Genomic DNA, 17,287 nt, shown 5'->3' with positions numbered 1-17,287 from the left:
ATGGTATAGAGAAACGGAAGTTAAAAAAGTGAGTGAGGGGGTGTGGAAACGTTTGGAAGTAGCTATAATGCGCCCCGCCTCCATGTAGCAATCGAGGCGCGGAAGATCGTCATCTCCGGTGAGGTGGCTGGACTTCAAATCCAGTTGGGGACGCCAGCGTTCCCGGGCAGGTTCGACTCCTGTGATCTTCCGCCAAAATGCTCATATCATCCTCAAAGATTTTATTTCGTCTCAATTGTCATAACCTTCAGAATTAAGGAAAAGACAATAAATTTAGCACTAACTGCCGCTACTGTTTTGCTACACTTTTAAGTCCTTTGCTCGCAGTCCGAGTACAAAAACTTATCGAAAAACACTCCTTTATGCACACACTTTCCAGAAAGTGAGAGTGGTAACACGATATGGGATCAGACTAGCCATAGACTTTTTGCGAATTTACTTTCTGTTATGGCTAAAGATATAGGCTACGATTTTGATCGAGTTCATTTGCAGAATACTATTTATATAGCTGTTGCTCACGGGCAAATAAATTTAGATAATCTAAAAATTCGCAAAGGGATGGCTTCAATTTTCTCTGGTTAAACAGCATTGAAAATGGATGTAGTTTCTTTTCCCGAACCCTCTGACGCTCAAAATTCTTAATAGAACTAACCTACATTTCTGGCTCAATACCTAATTTACGTAATTCATTTCTCCCCAAGGTTTTGAGCCAATTCCCCAAACTCATCCCCTCTGCCTTTGCCGCAGCCTCGAACTGCGCCTTTAACTCGGGTGTGATACGAATCTGGAAAGTTGGTGCTTTTCCGGATTTAGACTGATTTGGGTCGCGTTTAGCTGTTGACATGTACGTACCTACAAGAGCAGTATACCACCAATCAGGTACGTACCTTTATATCTGACGACCTGACTCATAAACGCTCTCGCCCGGTATTCGCAGTACCCGACGAGAGCTAACCTCACCAACTATCAAGGAGTTGATTATGGCTGATTCGCATTCTACCCCAGACACCGACCAATCTGGAACCGAGCGTTCGGTAATTGTGGGATATCGCCCGAATGTTTTCGACAAATCCACACCCAAAATTATTCTTTCCGGCAAGTGGCTACGCGAAGCGGGGTTTGATACCGGGCAACAGATTACCGTAAAAGTGATGAATGGCTGCATCGTCCTGATGGTCTATGGTGAGCAGGAGCAACGGTTGCAGGATGAGTTGAAAGAGGCAAATCAGAAGCTGAATAGAATTGGGAGCACGCTGGCGACTCTTCAGTAACATATAACTGAACCTGTAAGCGTTACTTATAGGTTTACCAGGTGCCGGATGGCGCTAACGCTTATCCGGCCTACTTTCAAAATGAATCACTCTTCCATAACCAATCATCCTAATTATATATGGCTATTTTAAATTTAACTGTGGAATGATTTATTTATTTTTCTCTATTATTAATGTTTTCACTATTGCAAACCAATCGTAAAAACCCTCATATATTATTTTTCAACAAAATGAGTTGTTAAAATGGCAATTACTGTTTACCTCTGTCTCAAAGACGTCAGAGGTAAAGATAAGCTATGGTAAGTGATGATGATATCATCGCCTGGTACGATGAAACATTTAATAAACCCAGCTTATTCTTTAAAAAGCGTTGGCCAGTCACTCTCGATACCAGCCTTTCAACGGGAGATTATGTGTGGGCCAGTGAAACGGGTGCAGACATCATGGATACTTACTTTGCAACTTTCAATGTTGATTGCGCCAATTTCGATTTCTATAAATATTGGCCTATTGAGACATTCATACTTTATGCAATGTTTACCTGTAGCAGAGATGACGATGAGCCACAGCCATTAACACTCCGCATGCTGGCAGAGTCTGCAAAAGCGGGTAAATGGCTTTATGACTGAACCTTATTGACGGATGCCATTTATCCGACCTACCGCTTCCACAAAAAATAAAGCCGCTGACCCATTAATCAGCGGCTTTTCCATTACCTGCAACTACGTCAGAAGTTATATTTCACGCCCAGCATACCGCGGGTATCGCTGTAGCCTTTGTCACCAACCTGTTGGGCCACGTTGCTCCACACGTTGAGGCGCGGAGTGATTTGACCTTCAACACCGACTTTCAGCTCGCCAATGTTCTTGGTGCCACGCATGTCGTTGCTCACATCGTCCATCTTCACGCGAGTCGTCTGCGTGTTGTGGATCCAGTTGGCTTCAACAAACGGCTGGAACTCACGAGATTTACCGTCGTCGATGGCGTTGTGACCGTTGATAAAGGCTTTTACCCCCAGACGGGTCATCAGGTTGCCATCGGTGTTGTCCTTCACGCGGGTGCCGTTCGCTTCGCGGTGGCTGTCGGCCTGCACGTCCATCCACACCACCTGAGCTTTCGGTTGCAGCCAATAGCTGTTGCGCTCGTTTTCACCCAGTTTGAAGCTGTAACCGGCTTCAACAGAAGCGGTGATCCCGCTGGATTTATATTTCTCCGTCGCCTGCTCCTGACCCATCACCTTGTTATCAAACCAGTTGTACAGCACCCAGGTGTCTACATAAGTGCCGGTCTTGTCAGCGTCATTGGCATACCAGGTGCCGTACAGTCCCACGCTGTAACCAGTGACCTGACCACGTGAATGGTAGCCGGTCAGACTGGACTGCGTGCGGTTCTGGCTGTTGGCATAACCAGCCATCGCGCCGAGGTGCCAGCGGTCGAGACCGTCGCTACTCCACTGCGCCAGGTCACCGCCTAACTGCAGGACATAGCTGTTGCTTTGGGTTTTCAACTGCCCGCTACCGTCTTTGAAGCGGGTATGTGCCCCGACGTTACGCATCCACAGACTGGTGACTTTTTTCTCGCCCGTCAGCATATCGACGTACTGCGTTTCCCCCAGACGATCGTGGAGTCGGGTCATGAACAGCGTGTTAGCAGCGTAGTTGTTCGCCAGATAACTGCCTGCTTCCGGGCGGTACTGCTGCTCAGTGACAGGGGGCTCAACAGGTTCTTCCGGCTCAGGGATAATCGGGTCGACAGGATCGACCGGGTCCGGGTCAACAGGACCTGGGTCAATAGGGTCAACCGGGTCCGGGTCAACGGGATCTGGGTCAATAGGGTCAACCGGGTCCGGATCGACGGGGTCCGGCTCTTCCGGATCCGGCGGAGCAGGAATAAAGCTGGTCAGATACCAGTTGCTGCCCTTTTGCACCACGTTATAGTCGTACGCACCGGCAACAATACGGCCCGCTTTCTCAAAAGTACCGTCAGAATTACCGGCCACTTCGATGATCTCAATACCTTCAATGGTTTGCGCCCCGGTTCCGCCAATATTGTTCACTGCCACAAATGCGTTACCCGCGGTGTTGCCGAGCACTTTCAGCTTGTCGGTTTCGGAGGTATCGTCATTCAGGACGGTATTGAAAACGAGTTTTCCGCCGTTGCCGGTAAAATCTTCATTGATAGTAAGCGTCTGCCACGGTTCGCCGTCAGCATGCCCAAAGTTCACCACTGACCCGCCGTTCAGAGTCAGGTCAGTGAGCGTTGAGCTGTTGGTCATGTTCCAGGTCGCATCGCTCATTTGCAGCGAGATAACCCCCGTCCCGGCAGTGGCGCTGGTGACGTATGACGCCCCACTCCACAACGAGTTGTCAGTCATATTGAGTTTGATGGTACTGTTTTGCTGCGGCTGGGTGTTGTTTGCGGCAGTAGCACCGGCGGCGTGAAGATCGCCGTCGATAAGGAAACGCCCGCCAGCAGAACCGTCGACGATGCCGCCCGTTTCTGTACTGATGGCATAGCTTTCATTGCTGTGATTGCCCGCCATAGCAATAGTAGCGCCGCCACCGAGATTTACCGTGCCGCGTGAAATCGCATACAGGCCGCGTGGGGCCTTGCTGAATGAGTAAACTTTATCGATGCTGTTAACACGAATCGTCGCATTATCACCCAGATTCACCGTCGCATTATAGGAATAGACCGCATGGGCGCTGGCTCCGCTCACCGAAATAGTGGCGTTATTGCCCAGTTCCGTTTTGGAAGATGAGGCGGCGTAGACCCCTATTGAGGAAGTGCCCGATGTCTCGATGGTGGCGTCATTGCCAAGGCGGATTGAGGACCCGCTCTGTCCGGAGCGGATTCCCTCTGAGCTGTTACCGGTAGTCACAATGTGGGCACGATCGCCGACAATAATCGTATTTTTGGCAAGCGTTGCGTCTCTAAACGCGTTGGCGGTGATGCCACGTCCCTGGTTACCGGTGGTTTGAATATACAGATCGTCGCCGACGTAGATGTTTGCTGAGCCTATCCCACCCTGACCGATGGCGTTGTATCCGGCGTTAATACCATCACCATCCTGGCCGTCCACATAAATACTGGTGCGATCCCCGGTGATAATAAAGACTGGATTATCCGGCGTATTAGCCCCGTGCGTGCGGATACCGTCAACATCTTTACCATTATTAGCGGCATTCTTTGACTGTGTGCGAATCGTAAGGTCGTCACCGAAAATAACGCCCGGGCTACCCGTCGCGCTGTTCTGAATAACGGTAATGGTGTGGTCGAAGGCTTCTCCTCCTGGCCCATTCAGCGTTAATCCATGACCATAAACGGGAATGGTACCGGCACTCCACTGATAAACATAATTCGGCGTTTCGCTGTTTTTTTTGAAACTGTCATTCGTCTGTGCAGGAAATAAAGCCTGCAACTCCGGCGAAAGACTGCTCACCAATCCACTGGCAGGAAGACTATCAATATCAATCCAGGCCGCGTGGGTTGAAAATACCATTGACGTTAACGCGGTTGATACCGCTATCGCAATGCGTGAGTAATGCTTAGGTTTTTTCATAATAGCCTCCTGCTTTCGGGCGTAGGGCGTCCACCACATCGCAAAGATGTGAAAATAGTAAGAATCAAAAATGCGTTATAAAATATTCGACAGTATTTGATGAATGCTATGGCCTAATTTATCTTCAAGCCTGAGCTTGTAGACATATATTTTCTTAATATCTATATTATCTATTTTGGTAATTTGCTGAATACTTTTCCCTGACACAAACCGCTTCAGTAATATCATTTCTGTATAGTTGAGTGAGCGTCCGCGTTTACTGTTCGCAAGGTGGCCGGTAAATAATCGGCGAATTTTCTGATGCTGAACTTCATCATCATCATCGGAATATATAATCCCTTGTATTTTATTGCTTTTCGACAGCCAGTAGTTGGCTAACGGCGCGAGATTCCTGTCCGCTATCAACACAATATACATACCGCTGTAGGCCAGCCGGTCAACCCATTGCGGATCGGCGAACAGGCGCAAGTTTGGGAAGGAAAAGTCCACAAAAATAAACCCACGCGACAAATGATTTTGATTATTAAGGAGAAGTTTTTCAATAATTCCTTTTTGCAGAAAACTATTTCCCTCTGGCCAGATCGCAAAAGTGGCTCGGTGACAGTAGTTGGCGCGTACCACAGTATCCGGAAATAATTGACAGGATAATTCACAGCTTATGCAACGAACACTCTGTGATGGTGATCTCTTCATCAAAAATGACTCCTGTTATTTTTCCATAAATATTTCATTGGTAAATAAATGTGTCAATCCGACACGTATGACATTCCTTGTCAGTTAATAACAGTGACACTTAAAAAATGTAATAAACTCCTGATACGCTATTATGAATAGGCTGTAAGCAATGCGATTGCGCTAAGCTTTTTTCTGCTTTATCTCAGAATAACAGTCTGGGTATTAGGAATTTTATGCATAAATCCAAATCCCAGAATAAAAATTAAAAAAGCACTATTTGCTAAAAATTAACCAATGAAAGGGGCTCTTATTAATTACACAATCCTGATAACTCAATCCCCCTTGAAGTGCTGTTGATAAATATAATGAGAATTCAGATAAAACTGTAATGAATTCTCATTATTTAACATTAGTTAATACTCACCTAAGAATTTACACACGTAACACGTTGTATTTAAAGTATTTTTAATCCTTAAGTGAAATTCTTATCTTCGATCACGTACAAAGAGTGAGGCATATTCACGATTTGGATGTAAAATTTAAGGTATGTGTAGGCACACGCGGTGATACGTTATAGTTACTGAGGGCTGGGCAATTGTACCTTATCAATCAGTTGGTCGAATTTAATCCTGACAGCAAAAGTCTGGTCAATCGTCAGACCGGGCGCGCAATACAACTTCAGCTCCCAGCTTCGCTTTGCTTTCTCTATTTAATTACTCACGCAAGTGACATTGTTTCGCAGAACACATTGATAAAAGTGGGTTGGGGTGAGAGAAATAATGTGACCACAACCAACACATTTTACCAGGCTATTCTGACGCTACGTAACGCGCTGGCGGATGTGGGTCTGCCACGTGATACGGTGAAAACTATTTCACGACGCGGACTCAGATTAAATGGAAATACGCAGGTAGAGGCGATAACGCATCTTCAGAGTGAAGTTTTCCAGTCACCGCTAATAGAGGAATACGCGCCCCCAAAGATAATTCCTCCCGCGGCACAACAAACGACGCGGGTCCCCTGGTGGAATATTATATTTAGCGCTGGCATCGTTATTGCCACTTTGATTATCTGGCTGGTGTGGTATCAGACACGTCCTGTTATGCCGTTTAGTAAATTCATTTCTGTTTCTATGCAGGTCCCATCTCGGCAAAACTGTAAAATTTATTACTCACTGAATGATCACGATCAGGAAAATTATTTCAATCTGATGCAACTGCACCCTTCTCTCTGTGAAAACAACAAGCATGTTTTCCTTTCTGGCTACCGTAAAGCGGAGAGGATCGTGGCATTTGTTTGTGATAAAGATGCACGGGTAGATGCGTACGCGTTTTGTACTACCCATTATTACTGGATGCGCGGGCAATGAAAAAAATACACCACCTTATTTTAATCGTAATCGGCGTGGCGACATTGCTCGGCTCAGGCGGATGGCTATGGCATTCACGCTATGCCGAAAAGCAGCTAAATTGCGTTGGAAATGTCGAATGGAATATTGGCAGCAACCGCTTTGCAGGTACGGTTTCATTTCGGATGTACAAAGATGCAGGGCTAGCGACCATTACCGGAAAACTGTACGGACGTAATACCTCAGACATTAGCAGGAACATCTATTTCAGTTATACCCGGCAGCACGAAGCCCGAGTGCTACAGGCAATGCAGGTGGTCAAAACCTTCGCTGACAGCGCCGATGAAGCTGATATTAACAACACATTACCCGGATTTTACCGTCAAAGCGGACGAAACCTGAGCCTGGTCATGGAGGAGTATAAGGGCGCATGGATTTTTGCCAGCTCAAATGTCCCCTCGCTGTATTGCCGCAAAAGGTAACGTCATATCCGGATACAAAAAGCACGCCCCCTCAAATAGAATTCATATTTGCCATCATCGACTTACGCGACATGGGTCACTGAATCCACTCATATCCCATTGCTATTCTTCATCCCGAATCAGGAAACATCCTGAATACCACGATATCCATTGCGCAATAATTAAGCGAAATGGGCGTTTTATTTTGCCCAGAAGACTTCAACCTACGGATGGATATTTGGAGAAGACGTGGACAGGGGCGTTTATCTCTCTCGCGAGCAATGTCTGAGCGTTCAGGCGTTATCGCATTTCAGGAAACGGTGTGTTTCCGGTGTATTTTTGGCGTACATATGAGGGATACGTAATGTTTACTTTTAAAAAGTGCCTGATTGCACTTTCTATAAATTTGGCCGTTGTTTCATCAGGTTTTGCTTGTACGACCCTATTGGTCGGTAATGAAGCATCAGCGGACGGCTCCATGCTGGTAGCCCGTAGCGCTGACAGCGATGCCCTGAAAGCGCAGCATTTTGTCATTCATCCGGCAAAGCAGAATCAGACCGGGGTATACAGCACCAAAGCACATAATGGCGCGAATGACTTTACCTGGCCGCTACCCAAAAACTCTCTGCGTTATACCACCGTTCCAAACTGGAAAACCCAACTGCACGGCGCGACCGGATTTAACGAATTGGGCGTTGGCGTGAGCGGTACAGAATCTATTTTTGCCTCAGCAAAAGCGCTGGCTGCCGACCCCTATGTCGAGGATAAAGGGATCACCGAAGATGATATCCCGGATATTCTGCTGTCCCAGAGCAAAACCGCGCGCGAGGCCGTGGCGCTACTGGGTCATATCGTTGAGACCGTCGGCGCTGGGGAAGGTTTTGGCGTGGCCGTCGTCGACGATAACGAAATCTGGTACCTGGAAACCGGCAGCGGTCACCAGTGGATGGCGCAACGCCTGCCGAGTAACCAGTATTTTGCCACCGGTAATCAGGGCCGCTTACAGGATTACGACCCTAAAAACCCGGACATGATGGCGTCAAAAAACCTGATTCAATTTGCGACCGATAAAGGTCTGTATGAACCGGCAAAAGATGGCAAATTCAACTTCTCCAAAGCCTATACCCGTGATGATGAGCGTGACCGCACGTATAACGATCCTCGCGTATGGACCATCCAGAAAGAGTTCAATCCTTCCGTAAATCAGGATATGGCCAAAGGGCGCGAATTCCCGGTGTTCATGACGCCAGAGAAGAAGATGACGCTGGATGATGTGAAGGCCGTGCTGCGTAACCATTACGAAGGCACCAGCCATGACCCGTACACCAACGGTCTGAACGGCAAAGAGCCATGGCGTCCGGTTAGCGTCTTCCGCACCTATGAAGCACACGTGATGCAGGTCCGTCCGTGGTTGCCAAAAGAGATTGGTGAAACGACCTACATTGGTCTGGGTATGGCCGACCTCACCGCGTTTGTTCCGTACTACAGCGGCCTGAAAGCGTATCCGGCAAACTATACGATGGGTACCGATAAAGCGGACGATCAGTCCATTTACTGGAAATACCGTAAGTTACAGACGCTGACGATGACCGATTATCCGAAGCTCGCGCCAATCGTCAAAAAAACCTACAAAGCATGGGAAGATAAAGTGGCGAAGGAGCAAAAAGAGGTCGAAGCAAAATATCTGAAGATGGCGAAAACTGATAAACCTGCCGCAGATAAGATGCTGAATGACTTCAACTTGCGCATCATGGCCGATGCCGAGAAGTTGACGGAAGATCTGACTAATCAGCTCTTTACCATCCGCACTAAAGACATTCAGTCTGATATCTTCTTCGCAAACGCTGCGAAAAAAGACTGAGTAACGACACGATGACATGCTGGCGCAAAGTACTTATTAGCTTTGCGTCAACGTGTCACACCGCACCTTCACGGCGTCATGCAGCAGACGGACCGCCGTTGAAAGCTGCTTACGATGTGGGCAAATCATATTTAGCGGGGCTTTCTCGCCCAGGTAATCAGGCATCAGTAGCTGCAATCGTCCATCACGCACATCCTCGCTGACATCCAGCCACGACTTGTACGCGATGCCTTCTCCGGCAATCGCCAGCCGTCGGATTACTTCAGCATCGTCGCTCATAATGGTGCCGTTAACCTGCACACTGCTAACCTCGCCGTTATGCGTAAACGTCCAGCGATCGTGCAGGCGTCCGCGTAAGACGAAGGTCATGGCGTTGAGCTGTGTTAAATCATCCGGAGTTTGCGGCGCGCCGTTTTGCACAACCCATTCCGGTGATGCCACCAGCACGCGCCGGTTACCCGGTGCGACAGGCAGCGCAATGTAAGATGCGTCTTCGGTGTTGCCATAGCGAAACGCTACATCGACGGGGTCTTTAAAGACATCCGTCACCTGGTCGGAGAAAAAAATCCGCAGGCGCAGCGCGGGATAGCGGCGTCGAAACGACTGAAAGACCGGCAGCAGTAGGTTCCGACCGAGATCGGAAGGTACGGCGATTTGCAGCGTGCCTGAAACTTCATCTTCCGGGGTCTGAATTTTTTGCAGTCCGGCATGCATCACGTCCAGCATCTGGCGGGCATAAGGTAGCCAGACCTCACCTTCCGGCGTCAGGCGCAGACTGCGCGTGGAGCGGGCGAACAAGCGGATAGCCAGCGTAGATTCCAGGCGCTTAATAGCAGAACTGACCTGAGCAGGCTGAACGCCGACTTCGCGTGCGGCATCGCTAAAACTATTCAGCGCCGCGGCGCGGACAAACAACGTGAGATCTTCAAGCCGGAACATTTTCACTCCCCGAGTATAAGTCCTGTCGCCGAAGGGCTATTTTTCCCGTTCTGCTACCGGTTTACCATCGAATTATTCAACAGATAGAAGGTTTATTAACCGGAGAGATTATGAAAGCCATCGCTATTACCCGCGCCGCAACCGACGGCAGTAACATTGAATTTTTACAAGAGATTGACCTGCCCATGCCCGTCGCCTCCGGGCACGATCTGCTGGTTGAAGTGAAGGCCATTTCCGTCAATCCCGTTGACACCAAGGTCCGCGAAGGTTTTAACGCTGATGTGCCCCGCGTGCTGGGTTGGGACGCCGTTGGCGTAGTGAAGTCCGTGGGTGAAGCAGTCACCCTGTTCGCTCCTGGCGATGAAGTCTGGTATGCCGGTGCGCTGGGCCGTGCTGGCAGTAACAGTGAATTTCAGCTGGTTGATGAACGTATTACCGCGCTGAAGCCGCAATCGCTGGACAATGCTTCTGCCGCGGCACTGCCGCTGACCGCCATCACCGCCTGGGAAATGCTGTTCGACCGTCTGGGCGTTGAGGAAAATGGCAATGAAAATGATGTGTTATTGATTGTTGGCGCTGCTGGCGGCGTCGGTTCTATCCTGACGCAACTGGCCAGTAAGCTGACCAAAATGACTGTCATCGGTACCGCTTCACGTCCACAGAGCCAGAAATGGGTACGTGAAGCAGGCGCTCATCATGTGATTGACCACAGCAAGCCGCTGATGGAAGAGCTGGCTCGGATAGGCATTAAAGAGGTGACGCACGTTGCCAGCCTGAACAATACCGAGCAGCACTACCCGCAAATTATTGCCGCCCTGGCGCCGCAGGGCAAACTGGCGCTGATTGACGATCCGCAAACCCTCGATGCACGTCCACTGAAGGCCAAAAGCATTTCGCTGCACTGGGAATTTATGTTTACCCGTTCGATGTTTACCACCCACGACATCATTGCGCAGCATCAGCTATTAACCCGCGTGGCACAGTTGATCGATGACAACACCATTCGCACCACGCTGGGCGAGCATTTTGGCGCAATCAACGCGGCGAATCTGCAAAAAGCGCACGCGCAAATTGAAACCGGTCGTTCAGTCGGCAAGATTGTGCTGGAGGGGTTTTAACATGTCTGATTCAGAGGTGATTTCAATTATTGCGGTACTGAAAGCCAGACCGGGGAAAATCGACGCACTAAAACAGGCGCTGCAGGCTCTGCTGCTGCCCACGCGCCAGGAGCCGGGCAATATTGAGTATGCCCTGTTCCAGTTGCGCGACACACCGGATGTCTTCTACGTTCGTGAATCCTGGCGCGGTCAGGCCGGTCTGGACGAGCATATCGCCCTGCCCCATTTCCAGGCGTTTATTCTGCAAATGAACGAGCTGCTGGCCGAACCGCTACGACTGGATTATCTGACGCCGATTGCGCCGTAAGATGACTGCCGAAGCCCCCTGCGGTGTGGGGGGCTGTGCCCGTCATGTCTCACTCGCTTCGCTATCTCTGCTATGATGCCTGCACACAAATAAAACAAAACAGCATGCAGAGGGAAAGATGAGTTCCACCAGAAGAGGGATGATGAACGTCCTGATTGCCGCCGTATTATGGGGAAGTTCAGGCGTTTGCGCGCAGTACATCATGGAACAAAGCCAGATGTCGTCGCAGTTTCTGACCATGACGCGCCTGATTTTCGCGGGGCTCATTCTGCTGATGCTCTCTTTCGTTCATGGCGACAACGTGTTCTCCATTATCAAAAACCGCAAGGACGCCATCAGCCTGCTGATTTTTTCCGTGGTCGGAGCACTCACCGTACAGCTAACCTTCCTGCTGACCATCGAAAAATCCAACGCCGCCACCGCGACGGTGCTGCAATTTTTGTCACCGACCATTATCGTGGCGTGGTTCTCCATGGTGCGCAAAGCGCGGCCGGGGGTTTTAGTGCTGACGGCGATCTTCACCTCGCTCATCGGTACTTTCTTACTGGTCACCCACGGTAATCCGACGTCGTTATCTATCTCAGCTGCCGCGCTGTTTTGGGGAATAGCCTCGGCGTTTGCCGCCGCGTTCTATACCACCTACCCCTCAACGCTCATCGCGCGCTACGGCACGTTGCCGGTTGTCGGCTGGAGTATGTTAATCGGTGGAATGATCCTACTGCCGTTCTATGCCGGGCAGGGAACTCATTTCGTGGTGAATGGCAGTTTAATTCTGGCGTTTTTCTATCTGGTGGTCATCGGTACTTCGCTCACGTTTAGCCTGTACCTGAAAGGCGCGCAGATGATTGGCGGACCGAAAGCGAGCATTTTAAGCTGCGCGGAACCGTTGAGCAGTGCGTTGCTGTCCCTGCTGCTGTTAGGCATCACCTTTACCCTGCCAGACTGGCTGGGTACGCTTTTGATCCTCTCATCGGTCGTGCTTATCTCAATGGACTCACGTCGCCGCGCCAGAGCGGTTTAACCCCAACCGGCGCGGCAACGGGTGACGATTACCAGCCCGGAACTGCGCCGCCGTTAAAGATAGTTTCAGCGGCCTTCGCCACTTCCGGTGACTGATAAGATTGCAGGAATTCTTTCACATTCTCGGCATCTTTATTGTCTTCTCGCGCCACCAGGATGTTCACGTACGGTGAATTTTTGTCTTCGATAAATACGCTGTCATGTACCGGAGAAAGTCCGGTTTGCTGGATGTAGGTGGTACTGATAATCGCCACATCCACTTTTTGATCGTCCAGCACGCGCGGTAGCTGCGCCCCTTCCAGTTCCATAATTTTCAGATGTCGCGGATTATCCGTAATATCCAGCGCCGTTGGCAGCAGGCCGGTATCCGCTTTCAGAGTGATTAACTTCTCTTTTTGTAGCAGCAACAGCGCCCGCCCAAGGTTGGTCGGATCGTTAGGTATCGCAATCGTCGCACCGTCTTTTAGTTCAGCAACAGTTTTGATTTTCTTCGAATAACCCGCCATCGGGAACACAAAGGTATTGCCCACCGCTACCAGCTTATAGCCGTGCGCTTTATTATCTTGTTCAAGGAACGGACGATGCTGGAAGACGTTGGCATCCAGCTCACCATGATTAGTGGCATCGTTGGGCAGCAGAGAACCGCTAAATCCCACCAACTCCACCTCCAGGCCATATTTTTCTTTAGCGACTTTCTTCGCGACTTCCGCCACATCCTGCTCTGCACCGTTAATCACGCCCACTTTAATATGCTTTGCATCATTGTTCTGCTGATCGCATCCTGCCAGCAATAATCCCGCCAGTAATAACGCCGCCCCAGCCCCGAAATAAGGTATCTTCAGTTTCACGTTTTATCCTTTTGCAATAACCGCCTGATGAGTAATGAAATGACTATAGCGGGAAGGCCGCTGCGGTTTAAAAAACGAAAAAGCATCAGCAAGAAGAAAAAAGCATAATGCGAAAAGGAAAATGAGTCGGAATGTGCCGTTAGCTCATCAAAGGAAAGCCCAGTAATAATTAGCACCAGTTCACGATCAATCCCCTTTTCAAGCATGGCTTGGGCTATCCGCAACGCTTCTTCCTGTTTGCCTTCAAGTCATCCCTTTTGCAGTCCTTCCGGTCATCAAAACGTTTTCGACAAATAATGGCGCGCGGAACCGGTTTCTGGAAAGTTATCGAGGGTCATTTGCAACTGATAGCCGTTTTTCTGATAAAACGGCAGCGCCTGGAAACTCATCGTGTCCACCAGCGCATGCAGGCATCCTCTCTCACGCGCCGTCTGTTCAGCGGCCTGCATCAACTTTGTGCCGTAACCGCCTTTACGCAGCGATTCATGCATCCACAGGAAATCAATGCACAGCCATTCGCCTTTGATTTTACCGATCAGCCCGCCCAGTATTTCATTGTGCTCATCGCGCCAGTACACCGCCAGGTCGCCAAAATTGGTGGTCCTCAGGAACTGGCGATTGTAGGCGCGCAGTCCAACAAGCAGAGCATTTTGATCGTCTTCAGTAATGGTATCTGTAATCTGTATTTGCATCCTATCCTCCTGAAAAACTAAAACTTCTGGCTGATTTTCTTTTTAGAAATTAACACAGGCTGATGAGTGAGGCGCATGCCGTCTACACTTACTCTTGAGATGATGCGCATCGACAACAAGGATTATTATCATGAAACAAGCCGTTTTACCGCTTATTGCCATTCTTTTCATGCTGCCGGGTTTGGCGCAGGCCGATTCGGCTTATGGCTCTCTACAGTCCGTTCATGAAAAAAACACCGTATTGAAGGATTTACGCAAGATTTGTACCCCGCAGGGGTCGCCATCGGATGAGGTGTGGGAAAAAACGATTATGGCTGATACCCGTAATCAGCAACACATCCGCGAAGCCATTCTGGCAATACAAAGAAACAATCAGAACAACTACTGGGAAGCGCTGGGCAAAGTTGAATGCCCGGATTTGTAACTATCGCATTGAAAAACGAGTGCTGTAACCGGTTTCTGTTTTGCAAAATCGCCTATTGTGTAGGGAAATGAAACACATCAAGGAGCAAGATAATGCGATACCGTTTTCCCGAAAACTTTTGGTGGGGCAGTGCCTGCTCGGCGCTGCAAACCGAAGGGGATAGTCTGAACGGCGGCAAAAGCCAGACGACATGGGACGTGTGGTTCGACCGCCAGCCTGGGCGTTTCCATCAGGGGGTTGGCCCGGCGAACACCTCGACCTTTTATCAGCACTGGAAACAGGACATCGCACTGCTCAAACAGCTGAAGCACAACAGCTTCCGCACTTCAATCAGTTGGTCACGACTGATCCCGGACGGTACTGGCGACGTCAATCCGCAGGCGGTTGATTTCTATAACAACGTCATCGATGAGCTGCTGGCGCAAGGCATTACGCCATTTATCACCCTGTTTCACTTTGATATGCCGATGGTGATGCAGGAGAAAGGTGGCTGGGAAAACCGAGATGTGGTTGAGGCGTTTGGTCGCTACGCACAAACCTGTTTTACCTTGTTCGGCAATCGGGTGAAGCACTGGTTCACCTTTAACGAACCGATTGTCCCAGTAGAAGGCGGCTATCTGTATGACTTCCATTACCCTAATGTGGTGGATTTCAAACGCGCGGCCACCGTGGCGTATCACACCGTACTGGCGCATTCCACGGCGGTACGCGCGTACCACGCCGGAAGTTATGACGGTGAAATCGGTGTGATCCTGAATTTAACGCCCTCTTATCCGCGCTCACAACACCCAGCGGATGTAAAAGCTGCGCACCATGCGGATCTGCTGTTTAACCGCAGCTTCCTTGACCCGGTGCTAAAAGGTGAATATCCGGCGGATCTGATAGCGCTGCTAAAAGAGTACGATCAACTCCCAGCATGTCAGCCAGGCGACAGTCAGCTCATCGCCGATGGCAAAATCGACCTGCTCGGTATTAATTATTATCAGCCGCGCCGCGTGAAATGTCGTGATACTGCCGTCAATCCTGACGCGCCGTTTATGCCGGAGTGGCTGTTTGATTATTACGAAATGCCGGGGCGTAAAATGAACCCTTACCGTGGCTGGGAAATTTACGAGCCAGGTATTTACGATATTATTACTAATCTGCGTGATAACTACGGCAACCCGCGCTGTTTTATTTCTGAAAACGGCATGGGAGTCGAAAATGAGCAACGTTTTATTCAGCAGGACCAAATCAACGACAGCTACCGTATTGAATTTGTTTCTGCGCATCTTAAATGGCTACATAAAGGCATTAGCGAAGGGTGTAATTGTCTTGGCTACCATATGTGGACCTTTATTGATAACTGGTCCTGGCTCAACGGATATAAAAACCGCTACGGTTTTGTCCAGTTAGATTTAGATACGCAAAAACGTACGGTGAAGAAAAGCGGCGAATGGTTTGCCCATACCGCCGAAAACAATGGTTTTGATTGATTCAGTCGTCAGATAACGATGTTGCCTGAAAGCTGCGCGCCATCAGGCAACAATCTCACTGTATTCTGACCTTCATCGTGACCAGAAGCGCCGTCAGCAGCATCAGGCTGCCGGAAAGCATCAGGGGCGAAAGCAGTCCGAGGTTATCGAGCGCATAGCCTCCCACCGCTGCCCCGCAGGTATTGGCAAGCTGGATCACGGCGACCTGGACGGATCCGGCTTTTTCTGCCTGATCGGCAAGCGATCGGGTGATCCACGTCGACCAGCCGACCGGAACCAACGCAAACGCCAGGCCCCAGATAATCGCAATACCTGCCGCCACAACTTTGTCGCTACCCCACAGGATCAGGACCAGCGCGCTAAGCGCCAGCACCAGCGGCGCACCGGCTAAGGCCAGTTTGACCGAGCGCTTCAGAACCACCGAGGAGAGCGATGTCCCGACAAAGCTGGCGATACCAAAACTCAGCAGCACCAACGTCAGGCCATCAACTTCAAAGCCTGCCAGATTCATATAGATCGGGCGAATATAGGTAAAGAAGGCGAACTGTCCGGCAAAGGACATAAAGATGGCAATCATCCCGGCCATCACCCCCGGGCGCTGCAGCAGGCTGAACATATTTTGTTTCTGATGCGAAGGTTCACCTGGCAACGACGGCAGCGCTCTCACCACCCAAATCGTGCACAGCACGCCCATTACCGCCGCCGCATTAAACACGTTGCGCCAGCCGATAATACCGCCCAAAAAACTCCCCAGCGGCGCAGCAATCACCAGCGCGACAGAGACCGCGCCAAAAATCACCGACAGCGCTTTCGGTACCGTACGGGCGGGAACCAGACGCATGGTCAGCGACGCCGACATCGCCCAGAATCCGCCAAGCGCCAGACCGAGGCAGGCGCGGCCAATGAGCAGCAGTGAAAAAGAGTTGGCAAAGGAAACCAACAGGCAGGAGAGCGTCAGCAGCACCGAAAACACGATCACCACGTAGCGACGATCGGTCGCCTGGATAATTTGCGTCACAAACAGGCTGGCGAACATGGCAACAAATGCCGTCACAGTCACCGATTGTCCGGCAACACCTTCAGAAATCCCCAGATCCTGCGCCATCGGCGTTAACAGGCTAACGGGCAGAAACTCAACGGTTATCAGGCAGGCAACGCAGAACGCCACGGCGAATACCGCCGACCAGTTCGGTCGGGCATTTGCCTCAGCGCGGGATTTTTGTTCAACAGCTTCACTCATTTTGTTACCTGCGTGGGGTTATTGCAGAATAAGTTACGCAGTGTAA

17 protein-coding genes, 1 tRNA gene and 2 pseudogenes are annotated in these 17,287 nt (G+C 50.0%); 12 read left to right on the top strand and 8 right to left on the bottom strand.

Annotated features, from left to right (window positions below; all coding sequences use genetic code 11):
- Positions 1–100 precede the first annotated feature (100 nt).
- Positions 101–195, top strand: a tRNA-Sec gene (locus OGW44_RS06990).
- A 183-nt stretch (positions 196–378) separates the two neighbouring features.
- Positions 379–582, top strand: a pseudogene (locus OGW44_RS25635) (DUF6680 family protein); the annotation flags it as partial.
- Between the two features lie 70 nt (positions 583–652).
- Here the strand turns inward: OGW44_RS25635 and OGW44_RS06985 are convergent.
- Entirely contained in the window at positions 653–844 is a 192-nt protein-coding gene (locus OGW44_RS06985) for a toxin-antitoxin system HicB family antitoxin (RefSeq protein ID WP_003844491.1), read from the bottom strand.
- A gap of 136 nt (positions 845–980) precedes the next feature.
- Between OGW44_RS06985 and OGW44_RS06980 the strand changes: the two genes are divergently transcribed.
- Together OGW44_RS06980 and OGW44_RS06975 are read left to right on the top strand one after the other, a co-directional pair.
- Positions 981–1,271, top strand: coding sequence for a SymE family type I addiction module toxin (locus OGW44_RS06980; protein ID WP_047415746.1), 291 nt, complete (start codon positions 981–983; stop codon positions 1,269–1,271).
- 296 nt (positions 1,272–1,567) lie between these two features.
- On the top strand, positions 1,568–1,900 hold the full coding sequence (locus OGW44_RS06975; protein ID WP_075848930.1) for a DUF1493 family protein: 333 nt from the start codon (positions 1,568–1,570) through the stop codon (positions 1,898–1,900).
- A gap of 98 nt (positions 1,901–1,998) precedes the next feature.
- Here the strand turns inward: OGW44_RS06975 and misL are convergent, their stop codons facing one another.
- The gene (gene misL, locus OGW44_RS06970) at positions 1,999–4,833 is read right to left on the bottom strand and encodes an intestinal colonization autotransporter adhesin MisL (protein WP_185654900.1); all 2,835 of its coding nucleotides are present in this window, start codon (positions 4,831–4,833) and stop codon (positions 1,999–2,001) included.
- Positions 4,834–4,908: 75 nt separating this feature from the next.
- The gene (locus OGW44_RS06965; RefSeq protein ID WP_016155022.1) at positions 4,909–5,526 is read right to left on the bottom strand and encodes a helix-turn-helix transcriptional regulator; all 618 of its coding nucleotides are present in this window, start codon (positions 5,524–5,526) and stop codon (positions 4,909–4,911) included.
- Positions 5,527–6,103: 577 nt separating this feature from the next.
- Here OGW44_RS06965 and OGW44_RS06960 point away from each other — a divergent pair.
- The 3 genes from OGW44_RS06960 to OGW44_RS06950 all read left to right on the top strand — a co-directional run bounded on the left by OGW44_RS06960 (position 6,104) and on the right by OGW44_RS06950 (position 9,178).
- Positions 6,104–6,877: a winged helix-turn-helix domain-containing protein gene (locus OGW44_RS06960; RefSeq protein WP_047358481.1), complete on the top strand. Its 774-nt coding sequence runs from the start codon at positions 6,104–6,106 to the stop codon at positions 6,875–6,877.
- A complete protein-coding gene (locus OGW44_RS06955; protein ID WP_016155024.1) occupies positions 6,874–7,338 on the top strand; it encodes a hypothetical protein in 465 nt (154 codons plus the stop codon). Before OGW44_RS06960 ends, OGW44_RS06955 begins: the two co-directional genes overlap by 4 nt.
- 343 nt (positions 7,339–7,681) lie before the next feature.
- Positions 7,682–9,178: a C69 family dipeptidase gene (locus OGW44_RS06950; RefSeq protein ID WP_185654899.1), complete on the top strand. Its 1,497-nt coding sequence runs from the start codon at positions 7,682–7,684 to the stop codon at positions 9,176–9,178.
- 36 nt (positions 9,179–9,214) lie between these two features.
- On the opposite strand, the gene OGW44_RS06945 is transcribed toward OGW44_RS06950, so the two are convergent.
- The gene (locus OGW44_RS06945; RefSeq protein WP_185654898.1) at positions 9,215–10,117 is read right to left on the bottom strand and encodes a LysR family transcriptional regulator; all 903 of its coding nucleotides are present in this window, start codon (positions 10,115–10,117) and stop codon (positions 9,215–9,217) included.
- A gap of 110 nt (positions 10,118–10,227) precedes the next feature.
- On the opposite strand from OGW44_RS06945, the gene OGW44_RS06940 reads away from it, so the two are divergent.
- From OGW44_RS06940 to OGW44_RS06930, 3 genes are all read left to right on the top strand, one after another.
- The gene (locus OGW44_RS06940) at positions 10,228–11,235 is read left to right on the top strand and encodes a zinc-binding alcohol dehydrogenase family protein (protein ID WP_016155033.1); all 1,008 of its coding nucleotides are present in this window, start codon (positions 10,228–10,230) and stop codon (positions 11,233–11,235) included.
- 1 nt (position 11,236) lies between these two features.
- Positions 11,237–11,542 (top strand): putative quinol monooxygenase, encoded by a 306-nt coding sequence (locus OGW44_RS06935; RefSeq protein ID WP_046276186.1) that lies wholly within the window; start codon positions 11,237–11,239, stop codon positions 11,540–11,542.
- Positions 11,543–11,660: 118 nt separating this feature from the next.
- Positions 11,661–12,563 (top strand): carboxylate/amino acid/amine transporter, encoded by a 903-nt coding sequence (locus OGW44_RS06930; protein WP_049042690.1) that lies wholly within the window; start codon positions 11,661–11,663, stop codon positions 12,561–12,563.
- Between the two features lie 28 nt (positions 12,564–12,591).
- Here the strand turns inward: OGW44_RS06930 and nlpA are convergent, their stop codons facing one another.
- The 3 genes and pseudogenes from nlpA to OGW44_RS06915 all read right to left on the bottom strand — a co-directional run bounded on the left by nlpA (position 12,592) and on the right by OGW44_RS06915 (position 14,102).
- A complete protein-coding gene (nlpA, locus tag OGW44_RS06925; RefSeq protein WP_016157795.1) occupies positions 12,592–13,410 on the bottom strand; it encodes a lipoprotein NlpA in 819 nt (272 codons plus the stop codon).
- A gap of 128 nt (positions 13,411–13,538) precedes the next feature.
- Positions 13,539–13,655 (bottom strand): annotated as a pseudogene (locus tag OGW44_RS06920) (Rpn/YhgA-type helix-turn-helix domain-containing protein); the annotation flags it as partial.
- Between the two features lie 30 nt (positions 13,656–13,685).
- A complete protein-coding gene (locus OGW44_RS06915) occupies positions 13,686–14,102 on the bottom strand; it encodes a GNAT family N-acetyltransferase (RefSeq protein ID WP_181633089.1) in 417 nt (138 codons plus the stop codon).
- Positions 14,103–14,232: 130 nt separating this feature from the next.
- On the opposite strand from OGW44_RS06915, the gene OGW44_RS06910 reads away from it, so the two are divergent.
- Together OGW44_RS06910 and gmuD are read left to right on the top strand one after the other, a co-directional pair.
- Positions 14,233–14,526, top strand: coding sequence for a YicS family protein (locus OGW44_RS06910; protein WP_019078023.1), 294 nt, complete (start codon positions 14,233–14,235; stop codon positions 14,524–14,526).
- A gap of 92 nt (positions 14,527–14,618) precedes the next feature.
- The gene (gene gmuD / locus OGW44_RS06905; protein ID WP_047415720.1) at positions 14,619–16,001 is read left to right on the top strand and encodes a 6-phospho-beta-glucosidase GmuD; all 1,383 of its coding nucleotides are present in this window, start codon (positions 14,619–14,621) and stop codon (positions 15,999–16,001) included.
- 55 nt (positions 16,002–16,056) lie between these two features.
- Here gmuD and nepI read toward each other — a convergent pair whose 3' ends face one another.
- Positions 16,057–17,241 (bottom strand): purine ribonucleoside efflux pump NepI, encoded by a 1,185-nt coding sequence (gene nepI, locus OGW44_RS06900; protein ID WP_016155040.1) that lies wholly within the window; start codon positions 17,239–17,241, stop codon positions 16,057–16,059.
- Positions 17,242–17,287 lie beyond the last annotated feature (46 nt).

Source organism: Citrobacter sp. Cb023 (assembly GCF_030336805.1).
GTDB lineage: Bacteria > Pseudomonadota > Gammaproteobacteria > Enterobacterales > Enterobacteriaceae > Citrobacter > Citrobacter braakii.
This window is presented reverse-complemented; position numbering and strand designations above follow the sequence as displayed.

What these genes read in the sequence shown, in the direction of transcription:
- OGW44_RS06950 (WP_185654899.1), top strand. Translation starts at nt 7,682, where the DNA reads ATGTTTACTTTTAAAAAGTGCCTGATTGCACTTTCTATAAATTTGGCC.
- OGW44_RS06955 (WP_016155024.1), top strand. Translation starts at nt 6,874, where the DNA reads ATGAAAAAAATACACCACCTTATTTTAATCGTAATCGGCGTGGCGACA.
- OGW44_RS06915 (WP_181633089.1), bottom strand. Translation starts at nt 14,102, where the DNA reads ATGCAAATACAGATTACAGATACCATTACTGAAGACGATCAAAATGCT.
- OGW44_RS06980 (WP_047415746.1), top strand. Translation starts at nt 981, where the DNA reads ATGGCTGATTCGCATTCTACCCCAGACACCGACCAATCTGGAACCGAG.
- OGW44_RS06975 (WP_075848930.1), top strand. Translation starts at nt 1,568, where the DNA reads ATGGTAAGTGATGATGATATCATCGCCTGGTACGATGAAACATTTAAT.
- nepI (WP_016155040.1), bottom strand. Translation starts at nt 17,241, where the DNA reads ATGAGTGAAGCTGTTGAACAAAAATCCCGCGCTGAGGCAAATGCCCGA.
- OGW44_RS06930 (WP_049042690.1), top strand. Translation starts at nt 11,661, where the DNA reads ATGAGTTCCACCAGAAGAGGGATGATGAACGTCCTGATTGCCGCCGTA.
- OGW44_RS06935 (WP_046276186.1), top strand. Translation starts at nt 11,237, where the DNA reads ATGTCTGATTCAGAGGTGATTTCAATTATTGCGGTACTGAAAGCCAGA.
- OGW44_RS06985 (WP_003844491.1), bottom strand. Translation starts at nt 844, where the DNA reads ATGTCAACAGCTAAACGCGACCCAAATCAGTCTAAATCCGGAAAAGCA.
- gmuD (WP_047415720.1), top strand. Translation starts at nt 14,619, where the DNA reads ATGCGATACCGTTTTCCCGAAAACTTTTGGTGGGGCAGTGCCTGCTCG.
- OGW44_RS06910 (WP_019078023.1), top strand. Translation starts at nt 14,233, where the DNA reads ATGAAACAAGCCGTTTTACCGCTTATTGCCATTCTTTTCATGCTGCCG.
- OGW44_RS06940 (WP_016155033.1), top strand. Translation starts at nt 10,228, where the DNA reads ATGAAAGCCATCGCTATTACCCGCGCCGCAACCGACGGCAGTAACATT.
- OGW44_RS06945 (WP_185654898.1), bottom strand. Translation starts at nt 10,117, where the DNA reads ATGTTCCGGCTTGAAGATCTCACGTTGTTTGTCCGCGCCGCGGCGCTG.
- misL (WP_185654900.1), bottom strand. Translation starts at nt 4,833, where the DNA reads ATGAAAAAACCTAAGCATTACTCACGCATTGCGATAGCGGTATCAACC.
- OGW44_RS06965 (WP_016155022.1), bottom strand. Translation starts at nt 5,526, where the DNA reads ATGAAGAGATCACCATCACAGAGTGTTCGTTGCATAAGCTGTGAATTA.